The organism is Pseudonocardia sp. TMWB2A (assembly GCF_017312135.1).
Genome location: NZ_QKQY01000001.1, coordinates 1382963 through 1404190, shown reverse-complemented (window position 1 = coordinate 1404190; position 21228 = coordinate 1382963). Strand labels below are relative to the sequence as shown.

The following is a 21228-nucleotide window of genomic DNA, read 5'->3' as shown; positions in this document are numbered from 1 at the left end:
AAGCCTCAGACGGTTTCGCTGTCGTCCAGAAGCGCGCGCGCGTCGATCCCGATTCGCTTCATTTGCGCCGCGACCGGCGGCCAGACATTGGTGAGGAAGTCATCCTTCAACATCGCGCGCAATTTATCGGTCGCACCATCGGCGACAAACATGCCCACCCCGCGCTTGACCGTTACTAGCCCGTCATCCTGAAAGGTCTGATAAGCCTTGGCAACCGTAAGCGGGTTGGCCCCTTGTTCTGCGGCCAAGGCCCGCACCGAAGGGAGCATATCCCCGTCACGAAATTCGCCGTCCAATATCGCTGCGGCAATACCATCGCGCAGGCGCTGGTAGACGGGCTTTGACTGTTCAACCATAAGAGGATTAATGCCATAATACAGCAATGCAGTCAAGGAATTGAAGATTGCAGGTGAAACCGGGTAATACTTCTCTTGACCACACCAAATCCCCCCGATATAGGCGCCCCTCTCGGATGGCGGAGTAGCTCAGCCGGTTAGAGCAGCGGAATCATAATCCGCGTGTCGGGGGTTCGAGTCCCTCCTCCGCTACCATCCTTTTTATCGACCCCTTCCTATCCACATTGTTATCGTCCAAACCGCTTGCCCATGCGGGCTATGCTTGCCTATGCGTGAAAGGCTGGTTGCGGGCGATTCTTGGTCCGGTGCCGATGTTGATATTTTTAAGCGAAAGCCGATTGACCGATGAGCGAAACTATCCACACCCGTATGTTGATTTTGGGATCGGGGCCGGCGGGGCTTTCGGCGGCGATTTATGGCGCGCGGGCAGGGCTTTCGCCGATTGTGGTGCAAGGGATGCAGCCCGGCGGCCAGCTTACAATCACGACCGATGTGGAAAATTACCCCGGCTTTCGCGATGTAATCCAGGGGCCTTGGCTCATGGAAGAAATGCAGGCGCAGGCCGAACATGTCGGCACGCGCATGATTTTTGACCAGATCGCCTCGGTCGATCTGTCCGCGCGGCCGTTCCGTTTGGTGGGCGATGGCGGCACGGTCTATACCGGCGATACGCTGGTGATCGCGACCGGCGCGCAGGCCAAATGGCTGGGCGTTGAAGGCGAAAGCGCGCTGGGCGGCAAGGGCGTTTCGGCGTGCGCGACCTGCGACGGCTTTTTCTATCGCGGCAAGAAAGTGGTCGTCATCGGCGGCGGTAATACCGCGGTCGAAGAGGCGCTCTATCTCACCAACCATAGTCAGGATGTGACCTTGGTGCATCGCCGCGACAGTTTGCGCGCGGAAAAGATTTTGCAGGACCGGCTGTTCGCCCATCCCAATATCAAGATTTTGTGGAACAAGGCGGTCGACCGCTTTGTCGAAGGCGAAGGCATGGCGGGGCTGGTCGGTGTCGATCTGGTCGATACGGTGACGGGTGAAAAGAGCCATGAAAGCGCGGACGGGGCGTTCGTCGCCATCGGCCACGCACCCGCGACCGAATTATTCAAAGGCCATTTGCCGGTGGATAATGACGGCTATCTGGTGGTCGAGAAAGGCACGTCGAAAACATCGGTTCCGGGCGTATTTGCGTGCGGCGATGTGACCGACAAAGTCTATCGTCAAGCGGTGACGGCGGCGGGCATGGGCTGTATGGCCGCACTCGATGCCGAGCGTTTCCTTGCGCATGAAGATTTTGCCGCGAGCCAGAAGGTTGACGCTTAAACGCGGTCCAGTTGGGCGATAATCTGATCGAATAGCCAGTCGCCGTCGCGGGCGTCGGCATAGCTGTGCGCGGCGCTATCGCGTTCGGCGAGCGTGATTGCGGGATTTGGCTGCAAATTCCGGAATGTGTCGCTGCGCCAAGCGGTAAGGAAAGCCTGACCGGTGCGGTCACGGCTGGCGGCGAGCAGATGGACGGTGCCGCCCGTGTCGCAATAGCTGCGCAATGTTTGGGCTATCTGATTGGCGAGCACGGAGGGGGACGCGGCGCTGCTTGCAGCGGCCAGCCCTTTGCCGAGTTTGCGTAAATCGACCTTGCCGGTGAATAGCCGCACCAATTCTGCCGGATTTTTAAGCTTGCGCCAATAGCGCGCGCGGATGGCTTCGGCGGAAGGCGCGGTGGTTTCTTCATCGAACGTCCACGGATTGGACAGGATGAGCGCGTGCGGGCGCTCCGGCACTTCATGGAGCAAGAGCGCGGTTGCCGCATCACAATTGCCGAACGCAAGGATGCGCGTCAGGTGCGGCGCGGCCTGTTTGAAGGCGGCGATGGCGGCGGCAATATCGGCGGCGCTGCCGGTAAATTCCGCATTGTCGCCCTCGCTGTCGCCGATGCCACGCCGGTCGAAGCGGAACACCGGAAAGCCTTGCGCAGCAATGCGGGCGGCAAGCATGGCTTGGCCGCGATGTGCGCCCGCGCGCACTTCATTGCCGCCGGAGACGATGAGAAGGCCGGTGGTGCCGGACGCATCATCAAGCGTTGCGGCAAGGCGCGCCCCTTCGCACAGGAAGGTCAGATGGTGCCGCATTGCTGCATCCAATCTGCAATATCGGCGGCCATTGTGCGCGCCATATCCGCATCTTCGCCCGGTTCCGCGCGCAGCCATAGCGGCGTTCCGGCGATGGTATCCTCGCTGGCCGACCCGATTTTGACCGTGCGCAACGGGGTGACGGTTTGCGGTTCGGCCTCGCTTAATTCGGCAATCATCTGCGGCGATAATAGATTTCCGGCAAGCGATAAGGGCGCGGTTTGCGCTTGTTCCAAAAGCTGAGCGCTATCCGTTCGCACGCCATTTTCGGTGTCCGAAGCGATGCGGCTGCGCAGCATGGCTTTCAACAGGCTGCTCCCCGAAACCGGTGCGCAACGCCAATGCGGCGCGGCGATGTGATCGTCAATGAGACAGCTACCGCGAAAGGCGGCGACCAGCGCAACCTGTTCGCGCGCGGCCAGAGCGGCGGCCTCTTCGCGCCATAGCGACAGCGTCGCGGCGTCGGTTGCGACAAGGCTTTCATTCTGCCCCGGCAAATCGGGGAGAAGCGATGCAATCCCGGCATTGGCCAGCGCGCGCATGGTCAACAGCAAGGTGCGGCGCAGGCGATTGGCTTCTTCGAACAGCGGCGGCAGGATGAGGACGGTTGCGGCCTTGGCCGGGCCGTGCCTCAAAATCTGTTCGCCGCCCGCGTTCAAGCCTTTTTCTCTTTGACCTTGCGCGCGGCGAAACGGGTTAATCCGCCGAAGGTTTCAAAGATTTCGCCTTCGACTTCATCATCGTCGATCACGATATCGAAACGGTCTTCCATTTCGGTGAGCAGGTTCGCGACCGCCATCGAATCCAGTTCGGGAATGGTGCCGAACAGGCCGCTATCCTCTTCGAGCGCGGCGGCGCGTTCGGGGCCAATCCCTAAAATATCGTCCAATATTGACCGGACAACAGCATCAACGGGCGGCGTTTCATTCGGCACGAAATATTTCCCCAAAATAGTCCAAAAGCGCGAGCTGCGCGAAAAATGAGGCGCTATTTAGACCGGGATTTCCATAAATGCGATAGGCTTTCGCGGATTGCAGGCAACCAGCTTTGCGGCTTGGATAAATTGAACAGATCGACCTGATACAGCCGGTCGCTGCTCTCCATCCAGTCGCGCTTATAGGCATCGTCGCCAGTGCCGAAGTCGATTATGCCGACTTTGTCCTTGTCGATGACATGGCGGAACATCGCTTGGCTCAGCAAAGTTCCGGGCGAAAGATTGTCATCATCGCGCACATGGGCAAGTTTGTGGATGTTTGCGACGCCATGTTCGACGGTCCAGAATTGGGCGGCGACCGCTTGGCCGTCGCGCTTGGCGATGCCGAGCCGGAGCGCGCCCGCTTCGCCTTCGGCTTCGGCCAAAGCCTGTAGAAAAGCGGGATTCCCTTCGGCAGGCTTCCAGCTTTGCGCATAGACGCGCTCATAATCGGTCCAGGCATCGGCGTCGAACCGGTCATGGATGACAATATCGACCGGACCCTTTTTGGCCTTGCGTTCGACGGTGCTGCGCAGCGCGCCGGGGCGGGCGGCCCAATAATGCGCAAAATCGCGGCCATCGAGGTGGAGATAATGGTTGGTATCGAGCGCATCGCTAATGACCAGCCAGCCCGCCTTGCCGAACCCCGATTCGAGCAGTTCGAGCGTCCCGTCCTTTTGCGGCACAGCGGTCAGGGTAATACGCGAAAATTTCTTACGCAGCCGTTTGGCAGCGCCCTTGACCAAGGCCTGCCGCGTTCCGCTCGACAGGTCGCCGGTGAAAACGGGGCGGAAATGGAAACTATACCAGTTGGTCAAGGATTTAAGATGGGTGCGGCTCTGATAGACTAAAAACAGCCACATATCCGTATGTTCGGCGCGCGACCGCACGATGAGGGGGAGCGAACGCGGCGCGCAAAAACGGTGGAGGTTGCGGAACCATGAGAGGCGGTCAAACAGCCCCGCTTGGCCCCCGGCAAGCTCTGCATTTGCAGCATCCAGCCGGTCGAGCGCCCCGCGGGCCACCTCTTGCACGCTGTCAAAATTCGCGTGATATTCACCTTTGATCCACATAACGCGGCCACACTCCTTACAAAGGCCTTATACAGTCAGTCTATATGTCCCAAGCGTTAACCCTTAGTATGAAGCCGCTGGATGCGCTTGCCACCTGCGGCAAAGCGGATGATCCGGCGCTTATCCTTAAATCTGCGACTGTCAGTTTTCAGGCGCTGGACCAGATGGTTGGCCGCATCGCCCATTGGCTTGTCCAAGAGGGCTATGCCAAAGGCGACAGGGTTGCAAGCTGGCTCCCCAAAACCCGCGAAGCCTGTCTGATGCCGCTCGCGGCGGCGCGGGCGGGATTGGTGCATGTGCCGGTCAACCCGATGTTGAAGCGCGCGCAGGTCGCGCATATCCTGCGCGATAGCGGGGCGCGGCTGCTCGTCACGCAAAAGGCGCGCGCGGCGATGCTCGATCTGGCCGAGGATGCGCCGGACGCGCGGCTCATCGACGATAGCGCGCTGGCGGCCATTGCCGACGGGGCAGGGGCGGCGCTCGGCGCTTCCGATGCTGCGCCCGATGATCTTGCGGCCATCCTTTATACCAGCGGTTCGACCGGGCGGCCCAAGGGCGTGATGCTGAGCCATGCCAATTTATGGCTGGGCGCACAAAGTGTCGCGACCTATCTGGAATTGCAGCCCGACGACCGCACCTTATGCGTGCTGCCCTTGAGCTTCGATTATGGCCAGAACCAGCTTTTTTCGAGCTGGTTTGCCGGGGCCGCTGCGATCCCCTTCGATTATCTGACCCCGCGCGATCTGGTGCAAGCGGTCGCGCGGTTTGGCGCGACCACCTTGGCGGGGGTTCCGCCGCTCTGGGTGCAACTGGTCGAGCAGGAATGGCGCGCCGACGCAAAGGCAAGCTTGCGGCGGATTACCAATAGCGGCGGCGCGCTCACCCGCAGCCTTGGGGCCAAATTGCGCGGCCTACTGCCCGACACCGATATTTACGCAATGTATGGTCTCACCGAAGCGTTCCGCTCGACCTATCTCGCGCCCGACCTGTTTGAAAACCGCCCCGATTCTATCGGCAAGGCGATCCCCCACGCCGAAATATTGGTGGTGCGCCAAGATGGCAGCGTGACCGACGCCGACGAAGAAGGCGAGCTGGTGCATAGCGGGCCGCTGGTCGCGCAAGGCTATTGGCAAGACCCGGCGCGCACCGCCGAGCGGTTCAAGCCCGCGCCCAAAGCCTCGCGCTATGGCGGCATGGCGGTCTGGTCGGGCGACACGGTGCGGCGCGATGCGGAAGGCTTTCTCTATTTTGTCGGCCGCGATGACGCGATGATAAAGAGCGCGGGCAACCGCATCAGCCCCAGCGAAATCGAGGAGGAAGCCGTAGCAAGCGGCGCGGTCGCCGAAGCGGTCGCACTGGGGGTTCCCGACGAGCGGCTGGGCGCGGCGATTGCGCTGGTGGTGCGCGTCCTTGACGCCGGGCAAGAGGCCGCCTCCGAGGAGGTATTGCGCGCGCATTTGAAGGCGGCGCTCCCCAATTTCATGCAACCGGCGCATATCATCTGGCGCGCGGATTTGCCGCGTAACCCTAATGGCAAGCTCGACCGGGTTGAGATAGAGCGGCAATTGCGCGAGGAGAGGGTATGACCAAGCCTTCCGGACCGATACCGCCTTATTATTCAGCCAATGCCGAGGGGGTTTTGCTGGCCGGTGGAGCGCCGGTCGACACGCTGTTGCCCTCACCGGAGCAAACACCGATATTTATCTATGATTTCAATATTATAGAGGAGCGCATCAGCGATTTGCGCGCGGCCATGCCTGCCTCGCTCGGCATCCATTATGCGATCAAGGCGAACAGCCATGCCGGATTGCTCGCGCGCATGGCGGGCAAGGTGGATGGCTTCGATGTCGCGTCGGGCGGCGAGCTGGCGATGGCGCTCAAAGCAGGCATGGCGGCGGACGACATCAGCTTTGCCGGTCCCGGCAAGCGCGACGCGGAACTGGAAGCGGCGATTGTTGCGGGCGCAACGCTCAACCTTGAATCCGAAAGCGAGGCCGCCCGCGCGCTGGCGATAGCCGACCGGCTGGGGACACGCGCGCGGCTTGCGGTGCGCGTCAATCCCGACTTCGACCTTAAAGGATCGGGGATGCGGATGGGCGGCGGGGCCAAGCCCTTCGGCGTCGATGCAAGCCGCGTTCCGGCGCTGTGCAAGACGATCATCGCCAGCGGCGCGGACTGGCGGGGCCTGCATATTTTTGCAGGCTCGCAATCCTTGGACAGCGGCGCGATTATCGAAACCCAAGGCCAAACGCTCGCGCTTGCACAACAGATTGCGGATGAGGTTGGTGCAGCCCCGCCGCTCGTCAATTTGGGCGGCGGCTTTGGCGTGCCTTATTTTGCGGGCGATGCGCCGGTGGATATTGGCGCAATCGGCGCAGCTCTGGGCGCGCATCCCCTTTATGCCGCGATGGAGACAGCGGGCACAGGCTTTGCGATCGAACTGGGCCGCTGGCTGGTCGCAGAGGCCGGAATTTATGTGACCCGCATCATCGACAAAAAGGTCAGCCACGGCGAAACCTTCCTTGTGACCGATGGCGGATTGCATCACCAACTGGCGGCGAGCGGTAATTTCGGCACGGTTGTCCGTCGCAATTATCCCATTGCGATTGCAGGAAAATTCGGCGCGAAGCCGGACGGCGATGTGCATGTCGTCGGCTGCCTTTGCACCCCGCTTGACAAGCTTGGCGATCAGGTCGCTTTGCCCGACGCCGATGTGGGCGACCTAGTGGTGATTTTCCTTGCGGGCGCTTATGGACGCTCGGCCAGCCCGAGTGCCTTTTTGGGACACCCGCCAGCGGCAGAGTTACTCATCGGCTAAAAATACGGTGAGCCGAAGGGGCAAATGGCGCGTTACATAGCTTTTTACGCCACTTCCGGGCCGATTAGCGATAAGGCTAACGGTATGTTTACCCTTTGCCGGTAGCGGTAAGCGGCACATGTTTAAGGATTCTGGCGGGAGGAAAGCGCGAATGACGCCTTTCGTTCCGCTGCGCGAATCGGTAAGATTATGTAAGAGGATGAAAATCATGGCTTTTTCGGTACGGACCCGTTTCATGTTGGGCGCAGCCTTGGTATCGACCAGTCTTACCGGTTGTGCCGGGGGCTATGGCTCCGGCCCGCAACTGCCGCCCGCCTCGTTCGTGTCGCCGCAAGAAGGGCCGAGCGATGAATATATTGTCGGGCCGCTTGATGAACTCACCATCTTTGTGTGGCGCAATCCCGAATTGGGCGCGAAGGTTCAGGTGCGCCCCGATGGCCGCATCACGACGCCGCTTATCACCGATATGCCCGCGGTCGGCAAAACGCCCAAAATGCTCGCGGACGACATCAAGCAACAGCTCAGCAAATATATTAACGACCCGCTGGTGAGCGTGATCGTTAACAAGCCGTCCGGCACCTTTTCGCAGCAGGTGCGCATTGTCGGCGCGACCGAAAAGCCCGCCTCGCTGCCCTATCGTGCCAATATGACAATTTTGGACGCGATGATTTCCGTGGGCGGCTTGTCGGAATATGCGGCCGGAAACCGCGCGCGGCTTATCCGTACCGACCGCGCGACCGGCAAGCAGAGCGAATATGCGCTGCGCCTTGGCGATCTCCTCAAAAAAGGGGACAGCCGCGCCAATGTGAAGCTTGAACCGGGCGATGTTATCATCATCCCCGAAACCATGTTCTGACCATTTAGGGGGCGGCGGATGGCGGCGCACTCCGCCTCCGCTGCAATGACGAGATAAAAGCAGGGTTTGATGAACAGCATTTACGAAGAATTGCGAATCGCTCTTTACGGCATCTGGCAGCGCCGCTGGTTGGCGCTGGCGGTGGCGTGGGGCGTGGCGCTGGTCGGCTGGCTGCTCATCGCGATGGTCCCCAATGAATATGAATCGCGCGCCCGGATGCGGGTGGATGTGAACACGGTCCTCCCCAGTGCGACACAGAGCGACAAGAGCGAGCAATTGCGCCAGATTGACGGCGTCAAGCAAACGCTGACCAGTGCGCGTAACCTTGAAAAGGTCGCGATTTCGACCGGATTGGTGCAATCGGGCGCGGGCGACCGTGAAAAGGCCGATAAAATTGCGATGCTCCAGAAAAATGTGAGCATCAATGTGCCGGAAGATAATATCTTCCAGATCCGGGCAATCATGTCGGTCGGCAGCATGTCCGATGCGGAAAATGCCAAACTTGCGACCGCTGTGGTCGATAATCTCATCAGCATCTTCCGCGATGAACAAATTCGCGGCGGCATGTCCAATTCAAAGGAAAGCCTGCGCTTTCTCGACGAACAATTGGCCGCGCGCGAAAAGGAATTGCGGGAAGCGGAAGCGGCGCGGGTTGCGTTTGAAACCAAGAATTTCGGCGTCTTGCCGGGCTCGACCGGTTCGGCGAGCAGCCGCCTTGCCACCGCGCGGTCGGAATTATCGCAAATCGACACCCAGCTTGTGTCGGCGCAGGCGTCGCTCGCGGCCTTGAACGGGCAATTATCCTCGACGCCGCAAACCGTGTCGATGCCGGGTTTGAGCGGTGTAGGCGGCGGCTTTGCGCGCCAGCAATTATCGCAAGCGCAAAGCGAGCTTTCGGGGATGCGCGCGCGCGGGTTGACCGATGCCCACCCCGATGTGCAGGCGCTGCGTAACCAGATTGCCTCCCTGCAGGCCCAGGCCTCGCGCGAAGGGAGCAGCGGGACGGGGATGATCCAGTCGCCTAACCCTGCTTATGCGCAATTGCGTTCGATGCAGGCGGAACGTTCGGCGGCTGTGGTCGGCTATCAACAGCGCAAAGCCCAGTTGCAGGCCGAAATCACCGCCATGACCGCGCAGCAAAATCTGGAACCGGCGGCGGCTGCGGAAAATGAACGGCTCACGCGCAACTATGATGTGCTGAAGCAAAAATATGACGAGCTGGCCGCGCAGCGCGAGCAAGTGCGCTTGAAGGGCGATGTTGAAACCGAAACCGATGCGGTGCGCGTCGAAGTGCTGGATCCGCCGTCCAAGCCGCGCGTGCCGATTGCGCCTAACCGTCCGCTCTTGCTGGCAATGGTGTTGTTCGCAGCCTTGGGTGCAGGCGCGGCGTCGGCCTTTGCGCTCGGCCATTTGCAGACCACTTATGCGACGCCGGGCCGTCTTGAAAAAGCGAGCGGCCTTCCTGTTATCGGGTCGGTGAGCGCGGTCACAAATGATGCCGAACGGGTTGATGCGCGCAAGAAACTGGTGTGGCTGGCAGGCGGCTTTGCGGGGCTGGCGGGGATGTTCCTGCTGCTGCTCGCGGTCGAATTTGTCCAGCGCGGACTTGTGGCATGAGCGGGGGGAATAAGGACATGAACAAGCATAGCCCGATCACGCCCGAAACGCCGCAACCGGATGCTTCCAAGGACGAAACGCCCAAGCGCGGATCGTTGCTGGAACGCGCGTCCGAAACCTATAAATTTGACGACATCATGCGCGGGCAAGTGCAAGGGGTGACGCCGCCGCCGCTCGTCCCCGCCGATGTGGCCAAGCTCGAAGCACGCAAGGCGGCTGCCAAAGCGGCCAAGGAGGCTAAGGCCGCGCCCCAGATGCCGCCGCCTGCGCCCTATCCTGTCTATCATGCGCCGCCCATAGCAGTGCCCGTCGCTGCGCCCGCAGCGCCGCCGCAACCGCGTGCGACAGCGGCCGAACGCAAGGCCGCGCCGCGTCTCCACACCAAGCTCAAACTGCCGGTGCAGCCGGTGGACCGCGATTTGCTTGAGCAAAATGGCTTTATTTCGCCGGGCGGTGCGGTCAATACGATTGCCGAAGAGTTCCGCCTTGTGAAGCGCACCTTGCTGCGCGGCATGAACGGGGCTGCCGGACAAGCGCCGATTGCGCGCGGCGAACGCATCCTGATTGCCTCGGCCAATCCCAATGAGGGTAAGACTTTCTGTGCGGTCAATCTGGCGCTCAGTCTGGCGGCGGAAGAAGATCATGAAGTGTTGCTGGTCGATGCCGATTTCGCCAAGCCTTCGGTATTGTCGACGCTTGGCCTTGCGGGGCGCGAAGGCTTTATGGACGCGCTCGCCAATCCCGATATTGCGGTCGAGGATCTGATCATCCCCACCGATGTCAAAAATCTGTCGGTGCTGCCCGCGGGCAACCAGACGGTGCGCGATGCCGAATATCTGGCCTCTGACCGCACGGTCGAAGTGTTGGACCGGCTCACCGAAAATGCGCCGCACCGCATCATCATCTTTGATTCGCCGCCGGTTCTGGCGGCCTCGCCCGCTGCGGTGCTTGCCCAGCAAGTGGGCCAGACGGTCGTTGTCGTTCGCGCCGACAAGACCACCGAAAATGCGTTGCGCGAAGCGGTGTCGCTCTTGTCGGGATGCGAGCATGTGCAGCTTTTGCTCAATGCCGTGAAATTTTCGACCAGTGGCCGCCGCTATGGTGCCTATTATGGCTATGGAGAATGAAATGAACCGGAACCGCCTGAGATCAGTGCGCGGGCTGGGGGGGATGCTGGCCTTGCTGCTTGCCGGAAGTGCAAGCATGGCACAGGCACAATTGCTCGATTATGACGGCGTCGATGATGTGCCCGACGCGCAAGTGGAGGATGATACCGGCGTGCCTGCCGATACGGTGCGGCAGGCGAGCGACAGGGGCGGGCGCAAGGAACCGAAACGCCCGCGCGTTACGGTGCAGCCCTATGTCGAAGCGCAGCAAATCGTCACGACGCGGCTTAAAGGCGATAATGACAGTTCGGTCTATACCCAGCTTGGGGCAGGCGTAAATGCGGGCATTGCCACGCGCCGCGCCGAAGGGCAGTTGGGCCTGCGCTATGGCTATCGTTTCGGCTGGGGCAATGAAGGCGATCAGGATGATCTGTCCGGCATTGGCCGGGTGCGCTATGACCTCATCCCGCGCACCGTGTCGCTGGATGCAGGCGGGATCGCGACGCGCGGGCGCACCAGCACCGGCTATGCCATTCCCGGCTCCAATATCGGCGATTTGACCAACACATCGAGCGTTTATTCGCTTTATGGAGGGCCGAGCGTATCGACCCGTATCGGCCCGCTGACGGCGGCAGGTTCCTATCGCTTCGGCTATACCCGCGTCGATAATGACAATAATTATACGTCGGTCATTCCGGGCTATAACGGCCTTGGCGGTTATAATGAATCGACCAATCACAGCCTGTCCGCATCGGTCGGGATGCAGCCGGGGCAATTGCCGTTCGGCTGGTCGGTGAGCGGGGGCTATGACCGCGAAGATGTGGACCTGCTCGACCAGCGTTATGAAAGCAAATATGCTCGGGTAGACTTCACTTATCCGGTGAGCCGCACGCTCGCGCTGGTGGGCGGTGTCGGCTATGAAGATATTGAAATCAGCCAGCGTATGCCATTGCTCGATGCCGACGATAAGCCGGTCATCGACAATAAGGGCAATTATGTCATCGACCCCGATAGCCCGCGCCAGCTTGCGTTCAATACCGACGGCCTGATCTGGGATGTTGGCGTGATGTGGCGTCCGGGCCCGCGCACCGCTTTGAGCGCGCGCGTTGGCGAACGCTATGGCGATACTTTCTATTCGGGCAACCTGTCCTACCGCGTCAACCGCGACACCAATGTCCAGATTGGCGTTTATACCGGGCTGACCAGCTTCGGGCGGCAGATGAGCAACGGCCTTGCCGCGCTCCCGACAGAATTTCTGCTGGTGCAGGATCCGTTTGGCGGTGGCTTTGGCAATTGCGGCATTGGCCAACAGGGCGCAAGCTGCCTCAATCCGGCGCTCGCGGGGATTAACAGCACCAATTACCGCAATCGCGGCGTCCTCTTTTCGGTATCGAGCCGCGCGGACCGCTGGAATATCGGTTTTGCCGCAGGGTTTGACCAGCGCGAATATATCTCGCCGCTGCTGCTCGGCCCGATGGGGCTGGACGGCACCACGGACGAAAATTATTATCTGTCGCTGATGGCGAGCCGCAGGCTCGACGCCTACAGCAATTTTTCGACCTCGATTTACGGCAGCCTTTATGACAGCGGTTTTCCCGGCGTCGGCAATGCCACCAATATCGGTGTGACCGCAGCCTATGACCGCCTGTTATGGCGGCGCTTGACCGGTCAGGCGGCGGTCAATTTCAATTCGACCAAGCAAGAAGGTTTCAACAGCGAAGTGATGGCCGCCATCCTCCTCGGCCTGCGCTACGGCTTTTGACGGCAGACAGCCAAGAAAGAGAAGAAGACGATGTACGATCAGTTTTACGGTTTCAGCGGTCGCCCGTTCCAGTTAACGCCCGACGCGCGTTTTTATTTTGAAAGCGGCACCCACCGCAAGGCGATGTCCTATCTTGGCTATGGCCTTGCGCAAGGCGAAGGCTTCATTGTCATCACCGGCGAGATCGGGTCGGGCAAATCGACGCTGGTCGCCTATTTGATGGACACGATCGACAAGAGCCGGTTGAACGCGGTGCAACTGGTTTCGACGCGCGTCGGCGGCGATGATTTGTTGCGGCTGGTGGCGCAGCAATTCGAACTGCCGAGCGAAGGCGTTTCCAAGGCTGAACTGCTCCAGTCGATTGAATTTTATCTCCACGATCAAGCGCGGCAGGGCAAGCGCAGCCTGCTCATCGTCGATGAAGCGCAAAATCTGGAAGAAGGCGCGCTTGAAGAATTGCGCATGTTGTCAAACTTCCAGTTGGGCGGGCATCCCTTGCTCCAGATTTTCCTGCTCGGTCAGCCGGAATTCCGCGATATTGTGCAATATTCGCCCTATCTTGAACAGTTGCGCCAGCGTGTGATTGCGACGCATCACCTGACCGCGATGGAGCCGCACGAGATTGAACCCTATATCATGCACCGCCTCACCAAAGTGGGCTGGGCGGGCAGCCCGCGCTTTGTCGGCGATGCTTATTATGAAATGTATGCCTATAGCCAGGGCATCCCGCGCAAATTGAACGTGCTGGCAAGCCGCGTGCTGTTGCTCGGCGCGCTGGAAGGCTTACATGAATTTAACGGCGCGGATATTCGCGCGGTGGTCGATGATATGGTCGGCGATGCGGGCGATGAAGACCCGTTGGACCTCGACATCGAGTTTGATGCGCCCGAATTTGATGCGCCTGAAGCCGACGCAGCCAATGCAGCCTTCGCGCCGGAGCCTGCCTATGCACCCGCAACGGTCGCGCCTGTGCAAAACGGCCTGCTGGCCACCAAGCAAAAGCGCAGCGGCGAACCGGTCCTGTCGGGCGCGCTGGCGGATGAATTCGATAGTGCCGAAGAAGAATATGACGAAGAATTTTACAATGCGTCCGGCGACCAGATCGACTTTGTTGATCCGTTGACGGCGGTAGCCCCGCCGACCCGTTCGGTCGACGATCTTGTCGTGCCGCATGGCGGGGACGATGCGGTTGCGGCGCCTTCTGTCGCCAATACTTCTGCCATCACGCCGCCTGCCGCTTCTTCCGATGTAACGCTGGACCTTATCAGCCAGCAACAGGAAGAGATGGACGAAATGGCGCGCAAGATGGGCGAGCTTCAGGCGCGGCTGGAAGAACAGGATGTGGCGCTGCGCAAAATGCTCACGCTGCTGGTCAACTGGGTCGAAGCCGATGAGGCGGAAGCAGAAGCCTTGGCCGAAGACGATATGGTCAGCGCCGCCTGAACAGGCTAAGGGCTGGGGGGTAACGCACGGGCGGGCAGGGGTGTCACAACCCCCGCTCCCGCCCGTGAAACATATGAAAGACCGATGATTGGCATGGATAATGCGCTGTCCGTCGATGTAGAGGACTGGTTTCAGGTCGGAGCCTTTGAAAGCGTCTTTAGCAAAGACGACTGGCAAGGGCAGGCGCAGCGCGTCGAACGCAATACCGATGCAGTGCTGGCGCTGTTCGAAAAAGCCGGGGTCAAAGGCACATTTTTCACGCTGGGCTGGGTTGCCGAACGCTATCCTGCGCTCATTCGCCGGATCGTGGCGCAGGGCCATGAAATTGCCAGCCACGGCTATGACCATAAGCGCGTCTTTTTGATGGATGCGGAGGAATTTGCCGCCGATCTGGCGCGCGCGCGCGTGCTTATCGAGGATGCGGCGGGGCAGGCGGTGACGGGCTATCGTGCGCCCAGCTTTTCCATCGACGCGCGCACCCCTTGGGCGCATCGCGTGCTGGCCGAGGCGGGCTATCGTTATTCGTCGAGCGTAGCGCCGGTGCGCCATGACCATTATGGCTGGCCGGAAAGCCCGCGCTTTGCGTGGAAGCCATTGCCCGATAGCGATCTGGTCGAATTGCCGGTCACGACCGCGCGGCTCGGAAACCGTGTGGTTGCGGCGGGCGGCGGCGGATTTTTCCGGCTCTTGCCCTATCGTTTCTCGCATTGGGCTATCAGCCAGGTGAATGGCGACGGGCGGCCTGCCATCATCTATTTCCACCCGTGGGAAATTGACCCCGACCAGCCGCGTGTTGCCGATGCGCCGTTAAAATCCAAGCTGCGCCACTATAGCAAATTGTCGGCGATGGCGGGCAAGCTGGAGCGGTTGATGGGCGATTTCCGCTGGACGCGCATTGATGCGCTGGTCGAAGCGCAGGCGCAAAATCTTATGCCTTTCACGCGAGAAGCGGCATGACCATGATGTCTGATATAAAGGCCGAAGCTGCGCCCACCGACCCGCGCAGCCTTAGCTTTGGTCCGGTTGCGGCGGACGAATGGGACAGTTGGGTGATGGCGCAAGGCGACTCCACGCCGTTTCACCTCAATGCGTGGGGCGAAGCGGTTGAAGCGGCCACCGGCCACACTTTCCTGCGGCTAGGCGCGCGCGATGCCGACGGGGCGCTGATCGGGATTGTGCCCTTGCATTTTGTGACCTCGGCCCTGTTCGGCAAGGCGGCCGTGTCGGCAGGCTTTGCGGTCGATGGCGGCATTTTGGCGCGCGATCAGGCGGTGGCTGACGCGCTGGCCGAGCATATCTGGCAGCGCGACGATGTGCGCGCGACCGGCACGGCGGAGCTGCGCGGCGGGCGTCTGCCTTCGCAAAATTGGGCGATCAAAGCGGATAGCTATGCCGGTTTTTCCTGTGATCTGGCGGGCGATGACGAAGCGCAACTGCTCGCCATTCCGCGCAAGCAACGCGCCGAGGTGCGCAAGGCGCTGGCCGCTCTCGATGCGGGTGCTTTGACCGTCGCGACAGGCAATGATGATGCGTTTGCGCGCGACCATTACCGTGTCTATGCCGAAAGCGTGCGCAATCTCGGCACGCCGGTTTTCCCCAGAAAATTATTCGATGAAGTGCGCCGCCGCTTTGGCGCGGATGCGGATATTATAACCGTTTACGACGCGCAGCGTCCCGTCGCTTCGGTGCTGAGCCTTTATCATAAAGGCGCGGTCATGCCCTATTGGGGCGGCGGCACATTTGCCGCGCGCGCGAGCCGTGCCAATGAACTGGTCTATTATAAGCTGATGGGCCATGCGCGCGAACGCGGCTGCACGCGGTTCGATTTTGGCCGGTCGAAGGTCGGCACGGGCGCTTATGCCTATAAGAAAAATTGGGGGATGGCGCCGGTGTTGCTCGCTTATGCCAAGCGCACCGCAGACGGGGTGGAAGAACGCGATATCAATCCATTAAGCCCCAAATATCAGATGAAGATTAAAGTCTGGCAGAAGCTTCCCTTATGGCTTGCCAACCGGATCGGGCCGATGATTGCGCGGGGGCTGGGATGAACGACCGCCCGACGCCGGTGCGCGGCATTTTATATTTGACGCACCGCATCCCTTATCCGCCCGACCGCGGCGATAAAATCCGCAGCTTTCATCTGATGGAGGCGCTTGGCCGCTTTGGACCGCTCCATATCGGCACTTTTGCCGATGATGCGCGCGATATGGGGTTTGAACAGGCATTGGCCGAGCGCGCGGTCACGCACAAGCTGGTCCTGCGCCGTCAGGGCAAGCTGCGTGCGGCGCTTGATGCCTTTATCGGCAAGCGCCCTCTGTCGGTCAGCCTGTTCGCCGATGCTGGGTTGCAGGACTATGTGCAGCAAACATTGGCGACGCAGGATATTTCGCATATCGTCGTCTTTTCAGGCCAGATGGCGCAATATGTGCCGCTCGATGCAGGGGCAGGGCAGGCGCGCCGCTTCCTCATGGATTTTGTCGATGTCGATAGCGAAAAATTTGCCGGCTATGGCGCGGATGCCGGGGTGAACCCGGTAATGCGCCGCGTCTATGCGCGCGAGGGTAAATTGCTCGCGCGCTATGAACATGACATTGCCGCGCGCGCCGACACCAGCCTGTTTGTGAGCGAGGCCGAAGCCGCCTTGTTCCGCACCCGCGCAGGACTGGACGGGCCCCGCGTGAAGGCGCTCGAAAATGGTATTGATTTGGTATTATATGACCCCGCCAAATCCTATGCCGCGCCCGACCATCCACGCCTCAACCCCGCAAAACCCCTCATCATTTTTACCGGCCAGATGGACTACCGCCCCAATATAGAAGCGGTGCGCATTTTCGCCGAAAATGTCATGCCACTCATCCGTTTTTCCTCTCCGGATGCGCAATTCGCGGTTGTCGGACGGCAGCCGACGCCGGAGGTTGAAAGGCTCGCCAATCTCCCCGGCGTCATCGTCACCGGCGCGGTCGATGATGTGAAAGGCTGGCTTCAGGCCGCCAATGTCGTCGTTGCGCCCTTGCGGCTTGCACGCGGCATCCAGAACAAGGTGCTGGAAGCGATGGCGATGGCCAAAGCCGTGGTCGCCTCGCCCGCTGCCGCTGAAGGGATTGATGCTGTGCCTAACCGCGACCTGATTGTCGCCGACGGGGTGGAGGCCGAAGCCGCCGCGGTGCTGGGCCTTATCGACGCGCCAATGCGCGCGCGGCTCATTGGCGACGCGGCGCGCAAACGCATGGTCGAACGCTATAGCTGGGACGCAACCCTCGCGGCGCTCCCGCAACTGATGGGAGCCGCATAATGGCCACCGCTGCCCTGCCTTTGCCGCAAAGCAGCCTGTGGAGCAGGCATTTGACCATGCTCGCATTACTGTGGGCGGCGTTGCTGCTGTTATTCCACCGCGATGTTATCGACATAGTGCGCATCTGGTGGGACAGTTCGACCTATAGCCATTGCCTGTTGCTCGTGCCGATTATCGGCTGGCTGGTCCACCAATGTCGCGAAGAAGTGGCCCGGTTGGAGCCGGTCGGTTGGTGGCCGGGCTTACTATGGACTACAGGCGGCGCGCTATTATGGCTGCTCGGAGAATTGGGCGGGATTGCGCTGTTCCGCCATGCAGGGCTTATCGTCATGCTGCAAGGCGCAGTCGCCGCGACTTTGGGCGAGCAAGTGACACGCGGTTTACTCTTCCCGCTTTTCTATATGTTTTTCCTCGTGCCGTTCGGCGAGGAACTGGTTCCGCCGATGCAGACCATCACTGCCAAATTGTCGATGATCTTTCTGGGTTGGCACGGCATCCCCGCGCATATCGAAGGCGTGTTTATCACCACCCCCAACGGCTATTTCGAAGTGGCCGAAGCCTGTTCCGGCGTCAAATTTCTGGTCGCAATGGTGGCCTATTCGGTGCTGGTTGCGAATATCTGTTTCAAAAGCTGGACGCGCCGCATCATCTTCCTTGTAGTCGCGCTGATCGTGCCGATTATCGCGAACGGCATCCGCGCTTATGGCACGATTGCGATTGCCGAAAAGACCGGCATCGAATTTGCCGCCAGCTTTGACCATATCGTTTATGGTTGGCTGTTTTTCGGCGCGGTGATGTTGCTCGTCATGGCGATCGGCTGGCGCTTTTTCGACCGCAAAGTGCAGGATGCGATGATTGATCCGGCCAAAATCGCACCAACCCGCTTTGGCAAAATGGCGGTCATTCCGGCGGCCCTTATCGCGCTGGCGGTTCCGGCGGGCGCATGGGGCTGGGCGGCAAATAGCGGTGCGTTTGAAGATAATTTGCCAAAGACAATGGCTGCGCCGGTGGTCAAAGGCTGGACCGTCATTCCGGCCGATGGCGGCCATCGCTGGCGGCCGCGCTTTGACGGGGCGGATCGCTATTATTTCTGGCGCTACCGCAAAGATGATGGCGGGCAGGAGGTTGACCTCGCAATTGCCGCCTTTGCAGGCCAGCGCGAGGGCAAGGAGTTGGTCGGCTTTGGACAGGGCGCGCTTGATGCGGAAAATAAATGGGCGTGGAGCGAAAATCTGGGCGCTCTTGAAGGCGCACGGCTCCAGCAATATGCAGCGCCGGGGCCGGTGTTGCGCGCGGTGGCAAGCTGGTATCGCTTAGGCGGCGAGACGACCGCGAGCCAGAGCAGGGTCAAGCTGCTCACGCTGCAAACCCGCCTTACGGCACAAGATCCCCGCGCGGCTGCCATATTGATCTCCGCCGAACGCCATGCGGGCGACGTGCCGCCCGAACAGTTGATCGCCGACTTCCTCGCCGCAGGGCCGGGGATTGAGGTATTGGCGGAAAAGGCAGTGGGGAAGTAGGCAGAGCTTGGTAAGGGTGATGTATGCGTCCGACGCTGTGCGTGACCTAGGGAATACCCTCATCCAACTCCGCCTAATTCGCTACGCTCATAAGGCTCCATATCCTTCTCCCATCAAGGGAGAAGGGGCGGCGCATATCCATAAAAAATCGCGTCATTCCCGCGAAAGCGGGAATCCATCTGATACCCTCCAGCTTTGCCGGACGGTCCCGGTATGGACCCACCGCATTTACGCGCGCAACGAGATAGAGGGCGCAATATACCCGCACTTGTAAACCCGCGCATAACCGCACCAACCCCTAGTGACCTTTCCCCTCCTATCCGCTAAGGCCAGCTCCCTATGTGTGGCATCACCGGCGTCTATCATCTTGAAACAGCAAAACCCGTAGATCCTGCGCGGCTGCGCATGATGTTGGCACCGATGCAATATCGCGGGCCGGATGGGTCGGGGACGTGGACTGCGCCGGGCGTCGGTCTTGGCCATTTGCGGCTGTCGATTATTGACGTCGAAGGCAGCCCGCAACCGATGCTGTCGGACGATGAAACCACCGCCATCACGTTCAACGGCGAAATTTATAATTACCGCGAATTGCGCAAGGACTTGCGCGATATGGGGCATCGCTTCCACACCGAAGGCGATACCGAAGTCATCCTTGCGGCTTGGCGGCAATGGGGGCCGTCCTGTCTCCAGCATCTCCACGGCATGTTCGCCTTTGCGATCCATGACCATATGGCGGGGCAACTCTTCCTCGCGCGCGACCGGTTGGGGGTGAAGCCTTTATATTATGCGCTTCTGGCCGACGGCAGCGTCGCGTTCGCGTCGGAACTGAAAGGCTTGCTCGCGCATCCGATGCTGCGGGTCGAGCCGAGCCTTACCGCGGTCGATGATTATTTCGCGTTCGGCTATGTGCCGGATGATGCCTGTTTTGTTGCAGGCGTGCAGAAACTCCCGGCGGGCCATTTTTTAAGCTTGGAACGCGGCAAGCCGATGCCGGCCCCGCGCCAATGGTGGGACATTGATTTTTCCAAGCGGGTCAAGGCCAGCGTCGGCGAATGTGAAGAACATCTCGTCAAGCTCATGAAGCAGGCGGTGACGTCGCGCATGGTGGCCGATGTGCCGCTGGGCGCGTTCCTGTCTGGTGGCGTTGATTCCAGCGCGGTGGTCGCACTGATGGCAGAAGCCAGCCCGCGCGCGGTCAAAACTTGCTCGATCGGGTTCGATCAAGCCGCGCTCGACGAAACTGAATATGCCGACCGCATCGCCGAACGTTTTGCGACTGACCATAGGAAGCGCATTGTGTCGGCGGATGATTATAGCCTTATCGACCGCATCGCGCTCCATTTTGACGAACCTTTCGCCGATGCGTCGGCCTTGCCGATGTTCCGCGTGTCGGAACTGGCGCGCGAAAATGTGACGGTGGCTTTGTCGGGTGATGGCGCGGATGAAGCCTTTGCAGGCTATCGCCGTCTTGTTTTCCAGCATCAGGAAGAACGGGTGCGGCGTTTCCTGCCCGGGGTTTTCCGCAAAAATATATTAGGCCCTTTAGGCGCGATTTATCCCAAAGCTGATTGGGCGCCGCGTCCGCTGCGGGCCAAGGCGACCTTGCAAAGCCTCGCGCGGACGGGGGCGGAAGGCTATGCCGAAGCGGTCGGCGTCACCGGCCCCGCGATGCGCAAACGCCTGTTCACCGATGCTGCGCGGCGGGCTTTGGACGGCCATGTTGCGGAAGAACGCTATTGGCGGCTGATGGACAATGCGCCCGCACGCGAAGCGCTCGACCGGGCGCAATATGCCGATATGAAAATCTGGCTGCCGGGTGATATTCTCACCAAGGTGGACCGTATGAGCATGGCGGTCAGTCTGGAGGCGCGCGAACCTTTGCTCGACCACCGACTGATCGAATTTGCCGCCTCCATCCCCGCCGATATGCGCGTGCGCGGTGGCACGGGCAAATGGCTGATGAAAAAGGCGATGCAACGCTATCTGCCCGACGATATTCTCTATCGCCCGAAAATGGGGTTTGTGACGCCGATCAGCCAATGGTTCCGGGGTAAGCTCGCAGGCGAAGCACAGGCACTCACTGGCGCCTCGGCGCTCGCGCGGACGGGGTGGCTCGACACCAAACAGATAGACAAAATCGTCACCGCGCACCAATCGGGTAAAGCCGATCACGGACGACTGATCTGGCAGTTGATGATGCTCGATAAAGCGGTTGCGCGGGTGTTTAAACTGTAAGCGGACGCTACTAGCTAAACCGCTAGCCCTGAGCTTGTCGAAGGGCGGAGTTCA

18 protein-coding genes and 1 tRNA gene are annotated in these 21228 nt (G+C 60.4%); 14 read left to right on the top strand and 5 right to left on the bottom strand.

The annotated features are described in order from the left end of the window. Positions 1 to 5: 5 nt before the first annotated feature. Positions 6 to 392, bottom strand: a complete 387-nt coding sequence (locus DMP17_RS06555; RefSeq protein ID WP_337828259.1) for a GntR family transcriptional regulator — start codon at positions 390 to 392, stop codon at positions 6 to 8. Between the two features lie 82 nt (positions 393 to 474). On the opposite strand from DMP17_RS06555, the gene DMP17_RS06550 reads away from it, so the two are divergent. Beyond that, a tRNA-Met gene (locus DMP17_RS06550) sits at positions 475 to 551 on the top strand. A 150-nt stretch (positions 552 to 701) separates the two neighbouring features. Then, on the top strand, positions 702 to 1673 hold the full coding sequence (gene trxB, locus DMP17_RS06545; RefSeq protein ID WP_337828258.1) for a thioredoxin-disulfide reductase: 972 nt from the start codon (positions 702 to 704) through the stop codon (positions 1671 to 1673). Here trxB and DMP17_RS06540 read toward each other — a convergent pair. Genes DMP17_RS06540 through DMP17_RS06525 form a run of 4 tightly spaced genes read right to left on the bottom strand, consistent with a single transcriptional unit; the run spans position 1670 to position 4525 of the window. Next, the gene (locus DMP17_RS06540) at positions 1670 to 2479 is read right to left on the bottom strand and encodes a hydrolase 1, exosortase A system-associated (RefSeq protein ID WP_337828257.1); all 810 of its coding nucleotides are present in this window, start codon (positions 2477 to 2479) and stop codon (positions 1670 to 1672) included. The two genes, trxB and DMP17_RS06540, sit on opposite strands and share 4 nt — an antisense overlap. Further along, positions 2464 to 3138, bottom strand: coding sequence for a hypothetical protein (locus DMP17_RS06535; RefSeq protein WP_337828256.1), 675 nt, complete (start codon positions 3136 to 3138; stop codon positions 2464 to 2466). The genes DMP17_RS06540 and DMP17_RS06535 overlap by 16 nt, the downstream gene beginning before the upstream one ends. Next, positions 3135 to 3413 carry an acyl carrier protein gene (locus DMP17_RS06530; RefSeq protein WP_337828255.1) on the bottom strand — a complete coding sequence of 93 codons (279 nt, stop codon included), beginning with the start codon at positions 3411 to 3413 and terminating at the stop codon, positions 3135 to 3137. Before DMP17_RS06530 ends, DMP17_RS06535 begins: the two co-directional genes overlap by 4 nt. A gap of 53 nt (positions 3414 to 3466) precedes the next feature. Beyond that, positions 3467 to 4525 (bottom strand): GNAT family N-acetyltransferase, encoded by a 1059-nt coding sequence (locus tag DMP17_RS06525; RefSeq protein ID WP_337828254.1) that lies wholly within the window; start codon positions 4523 to 4525, stop codon positions 3467 to 3469. A gap of 44 nt (positions 4526 to 4569) precedes the next feature. Between DMP17_RS06525 and DMP17_RS06520 the strand changes: the two genes are divergently transcribed. The 12 genes from DMP17_RS06520 (at position 4570) to DMP17_RS06465 (ending at position 21174) form a co-directional block, all read left to right on the top strand. Beyond that, entirely contained in the window at positions 4570 to 6111 is a 1542-nt protein-coding gene (locus DMP17_RS06520; protein WP_337828253.1) for an acyl-CoA ligase (AMP-forming), exosortase A system-associated, read from the top strand. Continuing rightward, positions 6108 to 7343 (top strand): pyridoxal-dependent decarboxylase, exosortase A system-associated, encoded by a 1236-nt coding sequence (locus DMP17_RS06515; RefSeq protein ID WP_337828252.1) that lies wholly within the window; start codon positions 6108 to 6110, stop codon positions 7341 to 7343. The genes DMP17_RS06520 and DMP17_RS06515 overlap by 4 nt, the downstream gene beginning before the upstream one ends. 208 nt (positions 7344 to 7551) lie before the next feature. Next, positions 7552 to 8199, top strand: a complete 648-nt coding sequence (locus DMP17_RS06510; protein ID WP_337828251.1) for an XrtA/PEP-CTERM system exopolysaccharide export protein — start codon at positions 7552 to 7554, stop codon at positions 8197 to 8199. A gap of 69 nt (positions 8200 to 8268) precedes the next feature. Continuing rightward, complete coding sequence (locus DMP17_RS06505; protein ID WP_337828250.1) at positions 8269 to 9816, top strand: XrtA system polysaccharide chain length determinant; 1548 nt, start codon at positions 8269 to 8271, stop codon at positions 9814 to 9816. A gap of 17 nt (positions 9817 to 9833) precedes the next feature. Further along, the gene (locus DMP17_RS06500; RefSeq protein WP_337828249.1) at positions 9834 to 10943 is read left to right on the top strand and encodes an AAA family ATPase; all 1110 of its coding nucleotides are present in this window, start codon (positions 9834 to 9836) and stop codon (positions 10941 to 10943) included. Then, entirely contained in the window at positions 10903 to 12684 is a 1782-nt protein-coding gene (locus tag DMP17_RS06495; RefSeq protein ID WP_337828248.1) for a hypothetical protein, read from the top strand. Before DMP17_RS06500 ends, DMP17_RS06495 begins: the two co-directional genes overlap by 41 nt. Before the next feature lie 30 nt (positions 12685 to 12714). Beyond that, positions 12715 to 14127, top strand: a complete 1413-nt coding sequence (locus DMP17_RS06490; RefSeq protein WP_337828247.1) for an XrtA/PEP-CTERM system-associated ATPase — start codon at positions 12715 to 12717, stop codon at positions 14125 to 14127. Positions 14128 to 14211: 84 nt separating this feature from the next. After that, on the top strand, positions 14212 to 15084 hold the full coding sequence (locus tag DMP17_RS06485) for an XrtA system polysaccharide deacetylase (RefSeq protein WP_337828246.1): 873 nt from the start codon (positions 14212 to 14214) through the stop codon (positions 15082 to 15084). A gap of 95 nt (positions 15085 to 15179) precedes the next feature. Then, complete coding sequence (locus DMP17_RS06480; RefSeq protein ID WP_337828245.1) at positions 15180 to 16175, top strand: FemAB family XrtA/PEP-CTERM system-associated protein; 996 nt, start codon at positions 15180 to 15182, stop codon at positions 16173 to 16175. Then, positions 16172 to 17419: a TIGR03087 family PEP-CTERM/XrtA system glycosyltransferase gene (locus DMP17_RS06475; protein WP_337828244.1), complete on the top strand. Its 1248-nt coding sequence runs from the start codon at positions 16172 to 16174 to the stop codon at positions 17417 to 17419. Before DMP17_RS06480 ends, DMP17_RS06475 begins: the two co-directional genes overlap by 4 nt. Next, on the top strand, positions 17419 to 18939 hold the full coding sequence (gene xrtA / locus DMP17_RS06470; RefSeq protein ID WP_337828243.1) for an exosortase A: 1521 nt from the start codon (positions 17419 to 17421) through the stop codon (positions 18937 to 18939). Before DMP17_RS06475 ends, xrtA begins: the two co-directional genes overlap by 1 nt. Positions 18940 to 19278: 339 nt before the next feature. Continuing rightward, positions 19279 to 21174 carry an XrtA/PEP-CTERM system amidotransferase gene (locus tag DMP17_RS06465; protein WP_337828242.1) on the top strand — a complete coding sequence of 632 codons (1896 nt, stop codon included), beginning with the start codon at positions 19279 to 19281 and terminating at the stop codon, positions 21172 to 21174. Positions 21175 to 21228 lie beyond the last annotated feature (54 nt).